This window comes from Cytobacillus sp. FSL K6-0129, from assembly GCF_038007625.1.
Classification (GTDB): Bacteria; Bacillota; Bacilli; order Bacillales; family Cytobacillaceae; genus Cytobacillus; species Cytobacillus kochii.
Map to the genome: position 1 here is coordinate 1,722,655 of NZ_JBBOXM010000001.1, position 15,279 is coordinate 1,737,933.

At 37.4% G+C, this 15,279-nt stretch carries 12 protein-coding genes; 1 reads left to right on the forward strand and 11 read right to left on the reverse strand.

Annotated elements, in window-relative coordinates; translation table 11 throughout:
• Positions 1-11: 11 nt before the first annotated feature.
• The 11 genes from MHI57_RS08485 to MHI57_RS08535 form a co-directional block, all read right to left on the reverse strand.
• Positions 12-605: an XTP/dITP diphosphatase gene (locus tag MHI57_RS08485; protein WP_095372357.1), complete on the reverse strand. Its 594-nt coding sequence runs from the start codon at positions 603-605 to the stop codon at positions 12-14.
• A 101-nt stretch (positions 606-706) separates the two neighbouring features.
• Positions 707-1,777, reverse strand: a complete 1,071-nt coding sequence (locus tag MHI57_RS08490; protein WP_340975813.1) for a GerMN domain-containing protein — start codon at positions 1,775-1,777, stop codon at positions 707-709.
• 115 nt (positions 1,778-1,892) lie between these two features.
• The gene (gene recQ, locus MHI57_RS08495; protein ID WP_340975815.1) at positions 1,893-4,037 is read right to left on the reverse strand and encodes a DNA helicase RecQ; all 2,145 of its coding nucleotides are present in this window, start codon (positions 4,035-4,037) and stop codon (positions 1,893-1,895) included.
• 135 nt (positions 4,038-4,172) lie between these two features.
• On the reverse strand, positions 4,173-4,970 hold the full coding sequence (racE, locus tag MHI57_RS08500) for a glutamate racemase (protein ID WP_095372355.1): 798 nt from the start codon (positions 4,968-4,970) through the stop codon (positions 4,173-4,175).
• Between the two features lie 12 nt (positions 4,971-4,982).
• Positions 4,983-5,441 carry a MarR family winged helix-turn-helix transcriptional regulator gene (locus MHI57_RS08505; protein WP_095372354.1) on the reverse strand — a complete coding sequence of 153 codons (459 nt, stop codon included), beginning with the start codon at positions 5,439-5,441 and terminating at the stop codon, positions 4,983-4,985.
• A 217-nt stretch (positions 5,442-5,658) separates the two neighbouring features.
• Complete coding sequence (locus MHI57_RS08510) at positions 5,659-5,883, reverse strand: helix-turn-helix domain-containing protein (protein ID WP_066191568.1); 225 nt, start codon at positions 5,881-5,883, stop codon at positions 5,659-5,661.
• A 148-nt stretch (positions 5,884-6,031) separates the two neighbouring features.
• A complete protein-coding gene (locus tag MHI57_RS08515) occupies positions 6,032-6,499 on the reverse strand; it encodes an acyl-CoA thioesterase (RefSeq protein WP_095372353.1) in 468 nt (155 codons plus the stop codon).
• A 379-nt stretch (positions 6,500-6,878) separates the two neighbouring features.
• Complete coding sequence (locus MHI57_RS08520; protein ID WP_095372352.1) at positions 6,879-10,757, reverse strand: 5'-nucleotidase C-terminal domain-containing protein; 3,879 nt, start codon at positions 10,755-10,757, stop codon at positions 6,879-6,881.
• Positions 10,758-11,048: 291 nt separating this feature from the next.
• Positions 11,049-11,822 carry a succinate dehydrogenase iron-sulfur subunit gene (sdhB, locus tag MHI57_RS08525; RefSeq protein ID WP_095372351.1) on the reverse strand — a complete coding sequence of 258 codons (774 nt, stop codon included), beginning with the start codon at positions 11,820-11,822 and terminating at the stop codon, positions 11,049-11,051.
• A 32-nt stretch (positions 11,823-11,854) separates the two neighbouring features.
• Positions 11,855-13,606, reverse strand: a complete 1,752-nt coding sequence (gene sdhA, locus MHI57_RS08530) for a succinate dehydrogenase flavoprotein subunit (protein WP_095372350.1) — start codon at positions 13,604-13,606, stop codon at positions 11,855-11,857.
• A 72-nt stretch (positions 13,607-13,678) separates the two neighbouring features.
• Positions 13,679-14,287, reverse strand: coding sequence for a succinate dehydrogenase cytochrome b558 subunit (locus MHI57_RS08535; protein ID WP_095372349.1), 609 nt, complete (start codon positions 14,285-14,287; stop codon positions 13,679-13,681).
• A gap of 447 nt (positions 14,288-14,734) precedes the next feature.
• Between MHI57_RS08535 and MHI57_RS08540 the strand changes: the two genes are divergently transcribed.
• A complete protein-coding gene (locus MHI57_RS08540; protein WP_340975833.1) occupies positions 14,735-15,211 on the forward strand; it encodes a YslB family protein in 477 nt (158 codons plus the stop codon).
• Positions 15,212-15,279: the final 68 nt, after the last annotated feature.

Genomic DNA, 15,279 nt, shown 5'->3' on the forward strand with positions numbered 1-15,279 from the left:
TATCCTCCTCCTTAAAGAATAGTTGGAAGATCTTTTTCTAATTGCTTTAATGCTTGTCCTCTATGGCTAATGGCTGCTTTTTCTTCTGATGTTAACTCTGCCATCGCCTTATTCTTTGCATTCGCCCAAAAGATGGGATCATAACCAAAGCCATTTGTTCCTTTTCGTGCATAAAGAATTTTACCTTCACATGTCCCCGAAACGGTGTATGTTTTCTTTCCAGGGATAGCTACCGCAAGTGCACAATAAAACCGAGCATCCCGCTTCTCTTCCGGTACATGTTTCATTTCTTCAAGTACTTTATCTATATTCGCTTCATCATTTTTATCTTCCCCTGCATAACGAGCGGAAAATATTCCTGGGCGTCCTTCAAGTGCATCAATTGATAATCCGGAATCATCAGCAATCACCGGTCGATTCATTAAGCGCGAAATCTCTTCTGCTTTTAAAACGGCATTTGCTTCAAAAGTCGTACCCGTTTCTTCCACATCTGGCATATCAGGATAATCATGTAATGTTTTCACTTCATAACCGAGTGATGCAAACATTTTTTTAAATTCTTCTGCTTTGCCTTTATTCTTTGTCGCAATAATAATCTCAGACATATAGCGTTTCCTTCCTTTTATGTTCGTCATAAAAAATAAAGAGAAGAGGAGGCCCCTTTCCTCACTCTTCTCATTTTACTATAAAAGGATGGTGATACCAATTAATAGCTACCTGTATTCACACTTTCAGGTCTTGAAACAGGCTCTAGCTTTTCGCCATCTTCATCAAGTAAATCAGCCTCGCCATTCACTGTAACAGCAACAGATTCCACTTCTGCTTGTTCTGTAAGTGATAACGCTAAAACTTTTAATACATTCTCGTTAATGACATTTTCTCCCCCACTAGAGAAAATCGATTCATCGAAATCGAGGGTAATCGTTCCATCCTCTACTTTAGGTTCACCTAATAAAGCGACTTCACTTGGTAAGACGGCAGAAAGTTTAGATCCTAAAGAAGGGTTCCCTAACTCATCAATGATTGCCGTCACGTTATTGTCGACATTATTAGACACTCTTTTTGTTACTGGAACAAAGTATTTAGCATCTTCTTCGCCACCCATGTAATAAACGGTAACTGGTTTTGTATTTGTAATATCTGTGACAACAGAGTTATCATAATTGATACCGATAGAACGACTTACTTCTTCGCCAATCGGTGTACCATTGACTGGCATTTCTTTAATCGCATTCCCATTTATACTCAATTTCACTTGTTCTATTTCATCGAATTGGGTCAATGTCCATGTGACTGATTGCAGGATTCTTGCTTCATCTTCTGGATTATACTCAGCAAATTCCTTAGAAAAATCAACATGAGCCACTTTATCTTTCACATCAACCGTCATTTTTGTATCTGCTGGTAAGACTGCACGGAAATTATTTGGTAAGAGTTCAGTTACTTTTCCATCTACCACTAAATATTCTAACGCTTGTTTAGCAACAGAATTCGTACTTGGTAAATCTAATGTTTGTGATACAACATAACCATTATTGTCAATTAAGTATAATTCTGTTGGAATCGTTGTTGTTTCTGCCGCTTCATCAGCAGCTCCACTTTCCTCACCAGTCGTCTCTTCTGTCTCTACATTGGCATCTTCGTTATTAATGGACATTTCACTCGGTGGGTCAATTTTCTCTTTCTCCTCTCCACCAAATAATCCACAACCTGATAACAAAGCAGATGAAACTAATACAGCGGACACTGCGATGGTCGCTTTTTTATTTAAAGACATAACCTTTCCCTCCTAAGACAGTTTGTACTACATGTATACGAGCCTATTTACAAAATAGACCGCCTTTAGGAAAGAAAGTCTTCTATTCTTTTAGACAAATTTGGACAAAGCGTATTCAAACAAAACGATGTTTCGTTAGAACAGCCTTAATTTGAAAGTAATCAATTGTATCATCATTGATTTCATCTTTAATCGGTCTTAACTTTTCTACACCGACTTTATCTGCAGCTACAAGTACTTCCTCTTCTACCTGCTCATTGAAAACTTGATCCCAGTCAATCGGATGGCCCTCTGCTACCGCTCTAAAAATATGATTTTGAATCGTTATCGGTGAAAAAGAACGCTCTCTAGCAATCTCCGAAATCGTTTTACCTAATAGAAAGGCTTCATATGAATGGATATGACTTCCTGTCCCTTCAGCCGCTTTTTTATTTACTGGTGGTGTCTTCACATAGTGTTGCTCTTTGACCTCGATGTTATTTTTTTCAGTAAAAACTTTTATCTCTTCTAGAAATGCTTCCCCATATTTACTATACTTCATTTCACCAACACCTTTAATCGATAACATCGCTTCTTTAGTAGTAGGGAAATAAGTGCACATTTCTTTTAACGCTGTATCAGCAAAAACGACATAGGGCGGTACACCTTGTTCTTGCGCTAAGTTTTTTCTTAACTCTCTTAAGATAGCAAATAACTCGCTATTTTCTTCACCAGCTGGACGTTCTTCTAGCTCTTTATCATCAGAGATTTTCATAGATACTTGGGCTTCTCTTTTTAAAACCGGGATAGCTTCATCAGCTAAAGTAACGGTCGGATATTGTCCATCTGTCATAGAAAGATAGCCTTCAGCAAGTAAATAATTAATCATATCAACAATTTGCTTTTCCGTTTTTGCTTTCATAAGCCCATAAGTCGTAAGTGTATGAAAAGACAATTGCTTAATCCGCTTATTCGCGGACCCTTTTAACACTTGAGCTGTTAGCTTAACGCCAAAACGCTCTCCCATTCGTTTAATACACGAGAAAATCATCATCGCTTCATTCGTAATGTCAACAGATTGTCTTTCATCTAAACAGTTCGAACATTTATTACATGACGATACATCTTGATTGGCAAAATAAGCGACAATATAGGATTGCAAGCAACTTTCCGTATGACAATAATTCGTCATCTGCCTTAGTTTTTCATATTCTTGCTCGCGAAGGCTTGTTGACAGCTCGCTCTTTTCTATTAAAAATTTTTGTAGGAGAATATCTTGAGGTGAGTAAAGTAAAATACATTCACTTTCTTCCCCATCTCGCCCTGCTCTTCCGGCTTCTTGATAATAAGCTTCGATGTTTCGTGGCATATTATAGTGCACCACATAACGCACATCCGGTTTATCTATCCCCATCCCAAACGCATTGGTAGCAATCATCAACGTCACTTGATCATGGACAAATTTTTCTTGAGAGTGTTTACGATTATCCTCAGAAAGACCAGCATGGTATCTTTCAACTTTATAACCTTTCTTTAGAAAATGTTCATATAATTGATCGGTTTGTTTTCTGCTAGAAGTATAGATAATACCTGATTCTTCTTTTCTACTGGAAACATAGGTTTCTAAATACTTGCGCTTATCTCTTCCTTTTAACACTTGAAAAGAAAGGTTTGTTCGGGCAAAGCCTGTAACAAAAATATGTTCTTTTTCTATATGCAATAAGCGACTTATATCTTCTTCTACATTTTTCGTCGCTGTCGCTGTTAATGCAGCAATTACAGGCGTTTCAGTAAGAGAGAAAATCCTGTCCACTACCGATCGATAACTCGGTCTAAAATCATGCCCCCATTGAGAAATACAATGCGCCTCATCAAAGACAATCATTGATAAATGAATCTTCTCCATAATCGTTAGAAACTCCATTGACTCCAGACGTTCCGGAGCTATGTAGACAAGCTTATATTCCCCTGCCAACAGTCGCTCTTCTGTTTCCGAATATTCCTTGTAAGAAAGACTACTATTCATATAGGCTGCAGGAATTCCTGCTTCAAGAAGGGCATCTACTTGGTCTTTCATTAGTGAAATTAAAGGGGAGATAACGATCGTCACACCGTCATTCATAAGTGCGGGAATTTGGAAGGAGAGTGATTTACCACCGCCAGTTGGTAGAATGCCAAGTACGTTGTGGCCATGATTTAAATTGTAAATAATATCTTTTTGACCTGGTCGAAAACTTGTATAACCGAAATACTTCTGCAAATGCTCCTCTGCTGTTTGCATATCCATCCTCACCTCATTCTTATTGATATATATTTAAAAGCATAACGCATATCGTTTCTTTCTCGCAATCTATTCATTTAAAAAACACCAAATACAACCAATGATTGTTCATTGATTATATTTGGTGCCTCCATATTATCCGAGTTGTATGCGCTCCACATCGTTTATCTCTCTATGCAACCATTTTGTTGCAATGTCTTTGAACATCGCTTCAGAACCTGTTGTGAAAAAACGGTGCTGAGGATCTTCTTCACTCGTGTTTAAAAAGCCGCGATCATAAAGAATCGTGCTTGCTTCTCGAGCGGTTTCATCTCCGGAACTAATCACGTTAACACCTTCACCCATCACTTGCTTAACAAGATTCTCCAACAGCGGATAATGTGTACAGCCTAATATCAATGTGTCTAAACCTTTATTTGTTAATGGCCCTAACGTTTCTAGAACGATTTTTTTCGCAAATACACTCTCGTACTCCCCACTTTCTACTAGTGGGACAAATTTAGGACAAGCTAGGCTATGAACTACCGTACGATTATTGATCCCTTTTAATGCGAGTTCATAAGCACGACTCTTCACCGTTCCCGCTGTACCAATGATGCCAATGATATGATTTTCTGTTACTTTTAGCGCCGTTCTTGCTCCAGGAAAAATAACGCCAATGACCGGAATTGGTAACTCATTCTTAATATCATCTAATGCAACAGCAGTCGCAGTATTACAGGCAATAATGAGCATCTTCACTTCTTTTTCTAATAAAAACTTCGTCATTTGCCATGTGAATTCTTTTACTTCTTCTCCAGACCTCGGACCATATGGACATCGAGCTGTATCTCCTAAGTAAATAATATTTTCATTAGGTAACTGACGCATCACTTCCTTTGCAACAGTTAACCCGCCAACCCCTGAATCAATAATACCTATCGGTTGTTTCACTTTCTTCTCGCCTCAATCTCTTTTCATATCTTGATGCAATTTTCTTAGATTCTCCCTTAAATGAACGACCTCTTCACCGGAAAAATCCTTTAATACTTCTTGCAAATAATCTTGCCTTTTGTCGATCACTTCTTCTATAATTCTTTCGCCTTCCTCCAATAAGTGGATTCTTACAACGCGACGATCATTAGGATCTTTCACTCTTTTTACCAATTCACTCTTTTCCATACGATCGACTAAATCTGTCGTTGTACTAAAGGCTAAGTACATTTTATTCGATAATTCTCCAATTGTCATGTCCCCGTCCTCTAATAACCACTGTAAGGCAATAAATTGCGGGGGAGTAATGGTATAATTGCTTAAAATTTCACGGCCATGTTGCTTAATAATTCCAGAAATATATCGTAAATCCTTTTCTATATCTGCTACAACTTCATTAACATGTTCATTTCTATGTTCTCTTACGTTCATTCACTACACTCCTATATATATCATCGAAATATTCGGTTATTCCGTTACTTTTAATCCTAATTTTATTGTCACCTTTTTCGAAGGAAAATTCAAGCGAGAACTGTAAGCAAACTAAAAAAATATGTCAAGAAAAGAAAAACGAGCATTGCGCCCGCCTAAAATAATAAAATTCTATTACATTGATAACCGGCAATCCAGACGGACTGCCGGTCTAAAATTATAACTCTAGCTCTCCCATACGAAGGAGCTCTACAACAGCTTGTGAACGCCCCTTTACACCAAGCTTTTGCATGGCATTAGATATGTGGTTCCGAACTGTCTTTTCGCTTATAAATAATTCACCAGCGATTTCCCTAGTTGTTTTATCTTGTACTAGCAGCTCGAATACTTCCCTTTCTCGTTTTGTGAGTAACGGCTTGTGAGTATAATCATTCTCCTTCAAGTATTGTAACCCTCCTTGCCTTTCGCCAGCCATGAATCGCGGGGTGGGTGTGTATTAGTCATCATATCATATGTATGTTAAACAATGAGAGTGACTGAAATTCTTGAAGTAGAGAATGTTTATTTTCTAAATGTACGCCTGTCCCTATCTAAGATTGAGGTACATTTATTTTCTCATGAAAAGCAAGCTTCATATCATCAGTCCACTGCGCACCTTTACCAGTTAATTTAGATACCTGAACAATCGTTCCTCTTCCTGTAAAGCAAATGTCACCATTCTCTCTTTTACCCATGTAATGAATATCTACCGATGATTGTCCGATTCTGCCTGCTTTTACATAAATTAAGAGGTTCTCATCGAAGTAAACTTGCTTCATATAGTCACATTGAAGATCTGCAACGACAATAAATGTTTCGTTTTCTTCCTTCACCCAATCGTCCATAAGATTTAAACTTTTAAAATACTCAATGCGAGCCTCTTCAAAGTAAACAAATGGAACCGTATTATTTAAATGACCAAACATATCTGTTTCAGAAAAACGCACCTTAACAGGGTGAGCAAATATAAATTCTTCTTCCCATGTCACGAAATTTTCTATATAATCAGTTTTTTTCACTTTTAGATCCTCCTCGAAAATGAATGAGCATTCAGTCGTTCTTTTTCTTATTATAGCTTTTTTCACACAAATACTAAAGGAGAAATTCATACATAATCTTATGTTACTTTTTCTGATTTTGTAACTATAATTGCTTAATTGAGTCATTCATGTGAAAAAATGTTTAAGGCAGACCGTGTAAAACGTTTTTTTGGGTCATTTGAAAGGATTTCCTTTTCAAATGTAAAAAGCAGATAAAATGACTCAACAAATAATTTACCAACACTTTCTTATAAAAAACGAGAAATCTCAAAGATATGGAGTTAACACTACAATAAAAACCCCAGCACAAACTTTTTTACGAAGTGTGTGCTAGGGCTTACTTTAAATAGGTTTTATCCTAAAATCCAAACCATTTTTTAATCATTTCCCAAATCCATCTTGTGAATTCTCTTACCTTATCCTTCAAGTGATCAATGATTTCTTGTTTACACTCAGACCAGCTAGTATCAGGGCCAGGAATACAAGCGCTCGGCTCTTCAGGGTTTTCAGGTTCACCTGGCTCTTCCGGATCTGTTGATTTCACTTCTGCAATAATTCTTCCTTCAACTTCCGGAGCTACCGGATTATTGTTTTCCAAATAGGTGGAAAACACATCATAATCCACTTCAAATAGTTCAGTAATTCTGCCCTCATCCTTGGCTTTTTTGAACATATCATATCCATCTCCACCATCGGCCGTGAAAGCGTTGGTCGCAACCGTATAGGTTTCGTCTTCATTGATTGCTATATATTCACCGTCTACTTTCACGTCAACGCCATGGACACGTTCACCCACTGGCTGTGCTTGGTCAAATTTAAAGCGAAGACCTGCCACTTGCATAAACTGGCCAGCACCTTCTTCAATATTTGCTACACTATGTTCTAAAGCTTGTTTTATTTCTTCTCCTGTTAAATCAAGGGTGACTAACATATTACCGAAAGGCAACACAGTAAGAACATCGCCAAGCGTAATTTCACCTTGAGCAATGGATGCACGAATACCGCCACCATTCTGCATCGCAATTTGTGTTGGCACAGATTCATTAGCTTTAGAAAGCATACCATCTGCAATCAAGTTTCCTAAATTGGTCTCTTTCGTACGAACATCAGTACGTTCACCATTCAAGGCAACTTCACTGTACCCTACTACTTCTTGTTTTAATTCCTCCAGCGGTTCACTTAACTCATCAAGTTTATTACGCGCCCATTCATCTTCTTCATAAACATATTCACCGTTCTCATCTTGACTAACGAGATCAAGTAATTCACCATTCCACTCTGACAGTACGCCTTCATCATCGAAAACAATGTCTAAAGAGCCTAAATATTTATGATATTCATTGGCTTGAACGATTAAAGTTGGTTCTCCATCTTCATTTTTTACAACTGGCTCTTCTAATGTCGTATGAGAATGTCCTCCAACAATCACATCGATACCTTGAACAGCTTCAGCTAATTCCTGATCTGGCGTATAACCTAAATGTGAAAGTGCAATAATTTTATTAATTCCTTCTTCTTCAAGCGCTGCTACTGTATTGCTAGCCATTTCAACTGCATCTTCAAAAACAATGGCTTCATCTGGGTTCGCCAAAAATGAAGTGTCCTCTGTTGTTAAGCCAAATAATGCTACTTTTTCGCCATCTACTTCTTTAATAATGGCAGGATAGATCTTACCGTTTTCTCCAGGATATCCAAACTCATTTACTTTTAATTGGCTTAAAATCTCATCATTCTCAACATTCACATTTGCACTAACAAATGGAAAATCCGCATTGGATACAAAGTCAGCCAACACTTGCGAATCTTTGTCAAACTCATGATTTCCAAATGTCATAGCATCATAACCTAAACGATTCATAAATTGTAAGTCCGCTTGTCCTAGGTACATATTGAAAAATAATGTACCTGAGAATACATCCCCAGCATCAACTAATAGTGTATTTTCTTTTTCATCTCTTAGTTGATTCACTGCAGTAAACAATCTTGGAACATTTTCTAAATGAGCATGGGTATCATTTGTATGAAGGATACTCATTGAGAATGGCCCCTCATTTTCCTCTTCTACCGCGATGTCTAACTCAACTAATAACGGATCATGATCACTAGCTCTACCATGCTCCTCCATGTATAGAGAATTGATATTTAAAATATCTACTTTTGCAGCTTCTGCTAAATGATTCGATACTAAAATATGATCAAGTACTTGCATATTTCCTTGGTAATTATACGTATACTGTTCGTTTTCCGGTAAAGTATCAACCATATTCGTTAACTCTTCACCTTTTAATGTTTCTAATGTGGGAGTGAATTGAAAATCATTCATATCCCCTAATACAACAACATTCGCATCTGGGTTTTTAGACTCTATATCTTTCACAAACCCATTTACAGCTTCTGCTAACTGTATTCTTTGTGCTTCACTCACTAATTCCGGAGGTTGATTCTTCCCAAATAGTGGTTCATCACCTGACTTAGAATTAAAGTGATTAGCAACGACAATCACATCTTCTCCATTAAATTCAAACTGTGCTGCTAGCGATTTTCTTGTATCTTGGAAAATTTCATTCGTCGGATCGATGCGACCTGGGTTCAATGTTAATTGACCGTCTTCATACGTAACTGCGTCGTTAGCCCCGCCTTTGGGTGCCTCTTTTAAAGTAACTCTTTCTGGATTATAGAGATATCCTACTCGGATATTCCCACCCGGCTGACCACCATCTTGCTTGTCTTCTGGTGCAATATCTGCCCAGTCATACGTCGGACCACCATTTGCGGCAATGGCTGCAATTAATTTCTCATAACTAGCTTTTGCCGTTGTTATACCATCATCAGTCGGGCCATTATCATCTTGTACCTCTACAAGACCAATAATATCCGGTGAATTTAACTCATTAACCATTGACTGCGCTATTCTATTTGTCTTTTCTTGGCTTGTACCTTCATAATAATTTTCAATATTATAAGAGGCAACTGTTAATTTTCCTTCATCCTTGCCAAGTTCTGTCGTTACTTCTTCTTTTTCCGATTCAATAAGATCTGGTAAAGAATCCATATCCACTAACACTTTAAAGTTGCTATAACCATAACTAATTACACCGGTGACTGTACCATCAAAACGATCACCCGTTTTAGCTACATAATTATCCTCTTCTAATAAAAGATGCAGTCTTTCTGGATTTGCATTATCTTCCGTTAATAAAACCCCACCTTGATCCGTATAGAGTTTATCCTCTTCTTGATTCGCAATGACAGGTATTTCACCATATTTTTGAGGTGCAACAACTTGAGGATTCTCCACTGCGACGCGCATACCCTCTAGACTCTCATAAAAATCGATACCATCTTCCTCAGGGTCAAAAGATTGCATTTCATCATTATCAATAATATCATGAGGTAAAGGAAGATCTTTGCCTAAAACAATTGCTTCTGGCAGGTCATTTCCTGATGATTCAATGCTTACCCTCCCATTTTGGGCATTGATTTCAGTCATGGCTAAATCTGTTTCTAACTTTTCACTATATCCGTCAAGAACCCATTCTTTCACAAGCCCATCCACTGTAACCTTATCTCCAACTTTTACTTGATGCGTAGGCTTGTAGACGAGAATCCCTTCTGATGTATGGGGATTATCATCGGGTGTATCATCTTGCATATAAAAATTACTGTTATCTACTACTTTTGTTACAATACCTTGTACAGCTGTTACGTTCTGATTTACATAAGGAGACTCATGCCCCGCTCCTTGTATATCACCAATGCGCAGACCTTCAACACCATCAGATGGCTCTTCCTCTTCCCCATCATCAGGGTTTCCATCAGCAAATGTAAATGCAGTTGGATTTTTCAAGCCAGGTACGGTAAAATATGCTTCAAGATTGCCTGTTATTTGTACTTTTTCACCTATAATATCAGGGTTAGTCTGTAAGCCAAATGTCGCACGAAAGCTGCTAGACACTTGCACAGGTAAAATTTTTGACGAATCTTGTTCATTCGCATCATCAGCTATCGCAATATTATAGTCATTACTAAAAGGTGGATTAAAATTGTAATTATTCGTCGAAACTGTATGACCTACTATGTAACCTTCTACTGTTGCATTTCCTTCGTTATTTTCAATCGCTTCATTCACCGTCAATACATCTTCTTGTGCTGCTTGTCCCGCTAGAGGGCTGAAGCTAGAAAATATTAACATAAAAATCATCAATAAGGCCAACCATCGATTACTAGCTAATTTCATTCTGTTCCTCCTTCAAATTATTATTAATCTTTCAACAACTGAAATATACCAGTTTTTCTATGATTCGTGTTTATTTATAACAAAAATTCTACATTTTTTGCCAAAAATAAGCTGAAAGTACTTTCTTCATTCATCAATTAATAGGTATTTTGTTTTATTATTATGAATTTTCAGTACGAATTGCTTAATAACTATTAAAATATTGCTCCTTCAAACGAAGATCACACTCTTACCCTTTTACTGGATAAAAAAAACACTGAGGCTATAAGCCTCAGTGTTCTATAAAATCTATTACACACGGTCACTTCCAAAGAAGTTTTTGAAAGATTGTAATGTTGTATCACGGTTAAGCGCGGCAATTGATGTTGTTAAAGGAATACCTTTAGGGCAAGATTGCACACAGTTTTGTGAGTTACCACAGTTAGCAAGACCACCGTCACCCATAATTTCCTCTAAACGATCTGCCTTATTCATTTCACCCGTTGGATGAGAGTTGAATAAACGCACTTGAGAAAGTGGTGCCGGTCCGATAAAATCAGATTTGCTGTTTACATTTGGACACGCTTCTAAACATACACCACAAGTCATACATTTTGATAATTCATAAGCCCATTGGCGTTTTTTCTCTGGCATACGAGGCCCTGGACCTAAATCATATGTTCCATCAATCGGAATCCATGCTTTTACTTTTTTCAATGAATCAAACATGCGACTACGATCAACTTGTAAATCACGTACTACCGGGAATGTTTTCATTGGTGCTAAACGAATTGGTTGTTCTAATTGGTCGATCAGAGCTGTACAAGATTGACGCGGTTTGCCATTAATGACCATAGAACAAGCTCCACAAACTTCTTCCAAACAGTTCATGTCCCAAGTAATTGGTGTTGTATGCTCCCCTTTTGTATTTACCGGGTTTCTTCGAATTTCCATTAGAGCAGAGATCACATTCATATTTGGACGATAATCAAGTTCAAATTCTTCTACATAAGAATCTGAATCAGGACCATCTTGTCTTGTAATTTGAAATAATACGGTTTTAGACTTTACTGCTGCTTCTGACACGATTAATTACTCCCCTTTCATCGAGTTTTCTCTTAATGTTTCGTTGTATAGTCACGTTTACGTGGCTTAATCAAGCTGATATCCACTTCATCGTAATGGAATTGTGGCGCTGATTTGCCATCAACGAATTTAGCCATAGTTGTTTTTAAGAATTCATCATCATTTCGATCAGGGAATTCTGGTTTATAATGGGCACCGCGGCTTTCGTTACGGTTATATGCACCAATTGTAATAACACGAGCTAATTGAAGCATATTTTGTAATTGACGAGTAAACGCCGCCCCTTGGTTACTCCATTTTGCTGTATCGTTAATGTTGATATTTTCATATCTCTCTAACAATTCAACAATTTTAGCATCTGTTTTTAATAAACGATCGTTATGACGAACAACTGTTACATTATCAGTCATCCATTCACCAAGTTCTTTGTGAAGGATATATGCATTTTCTGTTCCATCAAGAGACATGATTTTATTCCATTTCTCTTGTTCTTGTTGAACTGCACCTTCGAATAATGAAGAAGATAAATCTTCACTTGATTTCTCTAATCCTTCAATATATTCAAGCGCTTTTGGTCCAGCAACCATACCACCATAAATGGCAGAAAGCAATGAGTTAGCTCCAAGACGGTTACCACCATGTTGTGAATAATCACACTCACCTGCAGCAAACAATCCAGGGATATTTGTCATTTGATCATAATCTACCCATAAACCACCCATTGAATAGTGAACAGCTGGGAAGATTTTCATTGGTACTTTACGAGGGTCATCACCTTGGAATTTCTCGTAAATTTCAATAATACCACCCAATTTAATATCTAATTCTTTCGGGTCTTTATGTGAAAGATCAAGGTAAACCATGTTTTCACCATTGATACCTAGTTTTTGGTTTACACAAACATCAAAGATTTCTCGTGTAGCAATATCACGAGGAACTAAGTTACCGTATGCCGGATATTTTTCCTCTAAGAAATACCAAGGTTTCCCGTCTTTATATGTCCAAACACGACCACCTTCACCACGTGCAGATTCACTCATTAGACGTAGTTTGTCATCTCCTGGTATAGCAGTTGGATGGATTTGAATGAACTCACCATTTGCATAATACGCGCCTTGTTGATAAACGATTGATGCAGCAGAGCCTGTATTAATAATAGAGTTAGTTGATTTACCAAAAATAATTCCCGGTCCACCAGAAGCCATAATGACAGCATCTGCTGCGAATGATTGGATTTCCATTGTTTGTAGGTTTTGCGCTACTACCCCGCGACAAACTCCGTCATCATCAATGACAGTTCCCAAGAACTCCCAACCCTCATATTTTGTTACTAACCCTGCTACTTCGTGACGACGCACTTGCTCATCCAATGCATAAAGCAATTGTTGACCTGTTGTCGCACCAGCAAAAGCAGTACGGTGATGCTGTGTTCCGCCAAAGCGTCTAAAATCTAATAACCCTTCAGGTGTACGGTTGAACATAACACCCATACGGTCGAATAAGTGAATAATTCCAGGTGCTGCTTCTGCCATTGCCTTAACTGGAGGTTGGTTAGCTAAGAAGTCACCACCATAAATTGTATCATCAAAGTGAATCCAAGGAGAATCCCCTTCACCTTTTGTATTTACTGCTCCGTTAATACCACCTTGGGCACAAACAGAGTGAGAACGTTTAACCGGCACTAAAGAAAATAATTCTACTTGTCCGCCAGCTTCAGCAATTTTAACAGTTGCCATCAATCCGGCTAATCCGCCACCGACAACAATAACCTTTCCTTTACCCATATCTGACTCACTCCCTTAATACTAATACCTCTAAAAAAAACCGAACAAATTATAGAAAAATGTATGTATTCATTACACGAAAGCAAAAATAGCACGAATACCTACAATTGATAATGCGATAAAAATGACTAAAGTTACATAAGTTGAAATCAATTGTGATCTAGGAGATACTGTAATTCCCCAGCTTACCATGAAGGACCATAAACCATTTGCAAAGTGGAAAATTGCAGATAATACACCAACGATGTAAAATGCTAACATGAATGGGCTAGACAAAATATCAGCCATCATATCATAATTTACTTCGGCACCGAACATTGCTGCAATACGAGTCTCCCAAACATGCCAAACGATGAAAATCAATGTAATTACACCGGTTACACGTTGAACTAAGAACATCCAGTTTCGGAAAAATCCGAATCTTGAAGTGTTATTTTTTGCTGTAAACGCAATGTAAAGACCGTAAATTGCATGATATAACAAAGGTAAGAAAATAATAAATATTTCTAGGAAATATCTAAAAGGAAGACTTTCCATGAAATGTGATGCGCTATTAAATGCCTCTTCTCCCCTAGTTGCAAAATGGTTCACTACTAAGTGTTGGATCAGAAAGACCCCAACAGGTATAACTCCAAGTAATGAATGCAATCTGCGATTTAAAAACTCTCGATTACCCGCCATAAGTTTACCCCCTTGAATTTGTAGCATGACACGCTGAATATGTACATAACAAATCCTTCGCATCACTAAGAAAATGCAAATCATTTTCAAAACATTTATATGACATGTCCATTTTACTCCCATCGCCCATTAGCGTCAAGAAAACGGATACAGATTTTGTCGATATTACGAAAATTTTTTCTATTCTAGTTTCACTCAAAAAACCAATGATATAGTTTTTTCAACCCTATTTGGCGGTATATTAAAATAGCTTAAATCACGCAATAATATTCATATTTTACGCATAAAAATGCATTTACATTAGATTATTATTAGTGTTAAGATTATTCCCATAATTTACACCAGTTTTACAAACTAAAAATTTTTCCCTTTTCACTGTACGTATTCGTTTTTTCCAAGTAAATTGTATATATTAGACTTTATGAAAGAGGGGAGATTTAGCATAATATGCCATCTCAAGAAGCCCAAATAGAACAAACCGAAAACATGGCAGAATCAATTGAACCAAACAAAGAAATGATTTCATCCTTTGGCTATGAATTAATTAGAGAAGAACTTTTACATGATTTACTAGGTAAAGACGCACCAGATATCTTATACTGGGCAGGCAAGAGACTAGCACGTAAATATCCTCTTCAAACAGAAGAAGACTTATTCAGCTTCTTTGTCGAGGCTGGTTGGGGAAAATTAACGAAAAACCTCGAAAACAAAAAAGAAATCGAATACGAGTTAACAAGTGAAGTCATTCAAAAGCGCTGTAAAGAAAATGCTCACGCAACATTCCAATTAGAAGCTGGTTTTATTGCTCAACAAATCGAACAGAAAAAAGAAGTGATTTGCGAAACATTCGAGCACCCACGTAAAAAAGGTGGAAAGGTCCTCTTCACAGTCAAATGGGATAAAAAGGACTTTATCCACACCTAATAAATATACCCAACAGTAAAAAAAATCCAAACATCATTCTTTTTAAGGCGTTTAAATGGTGTTTGGAT

What these genes read in the sequence shown, in the direction of transcription:
- MHI57_RS08485 (WP_095372357.1), bottom strand. Translation starts at nt 605, where the DNA reads ATGTCTGAGATTATTATTGCGACAAAGAATAAAGGCAAAGCAGAAGAA.
- MHI57_RS08490 (WP_340975813.1), bottom strand. Translation starts at nt 1,777, where the DNA reads ATGTCTTTAAATAAAAAAGCGACCATCGCAGTGTCCGCTGTATTAGTT.
- recQ (WP_340975815.1), bottom strand. Translation starts at nt 4,037, where the DNA reads ATGCAAACAGCAGAGGAGCATTTGCAGAAGTATTTCGGTTATACAAGT.
- MHI57_RS08505 (WP_095372354.1), bottom strand. Translation starts at nt 5,441, where the DNA reads ATGAACGTAAGAGAACATAGAAATGAACATGTTAATGAAGTTGTAGCA.
- MHI57_RS08520 (WP_095372352.1), bottom strand. Translation starts at nt 10,757, where the DNA reads ATGAAATTAGCTAGTAATCGATGGTTGGCCTTATTGATGATTTTTATG.
- sdhA (WP_095372350.1), bottom strand. Translation starts at nt 13,606, where the DNA reads ATGGGTAAAGGAAAGGTTATTGTTGTCGGTGGCGGATTAGCCGGATTG.
- MHI57_RS08535 (WP_095372349.1), bottom strand. Translation starts at nt 14,287, where the DNA reads ATGGCGGGTAATCGAGAGTTTTTAAATCGCAGATTGCATTCATTACTT.
- MHI57_RS08540 (WP_340975833.1), top strand. Translation starts at nt 14,735, where the DNA reads ATGCCATCTCAAGAAGCCCAAATAGAACAAACCGAAAACATGGCAGAA.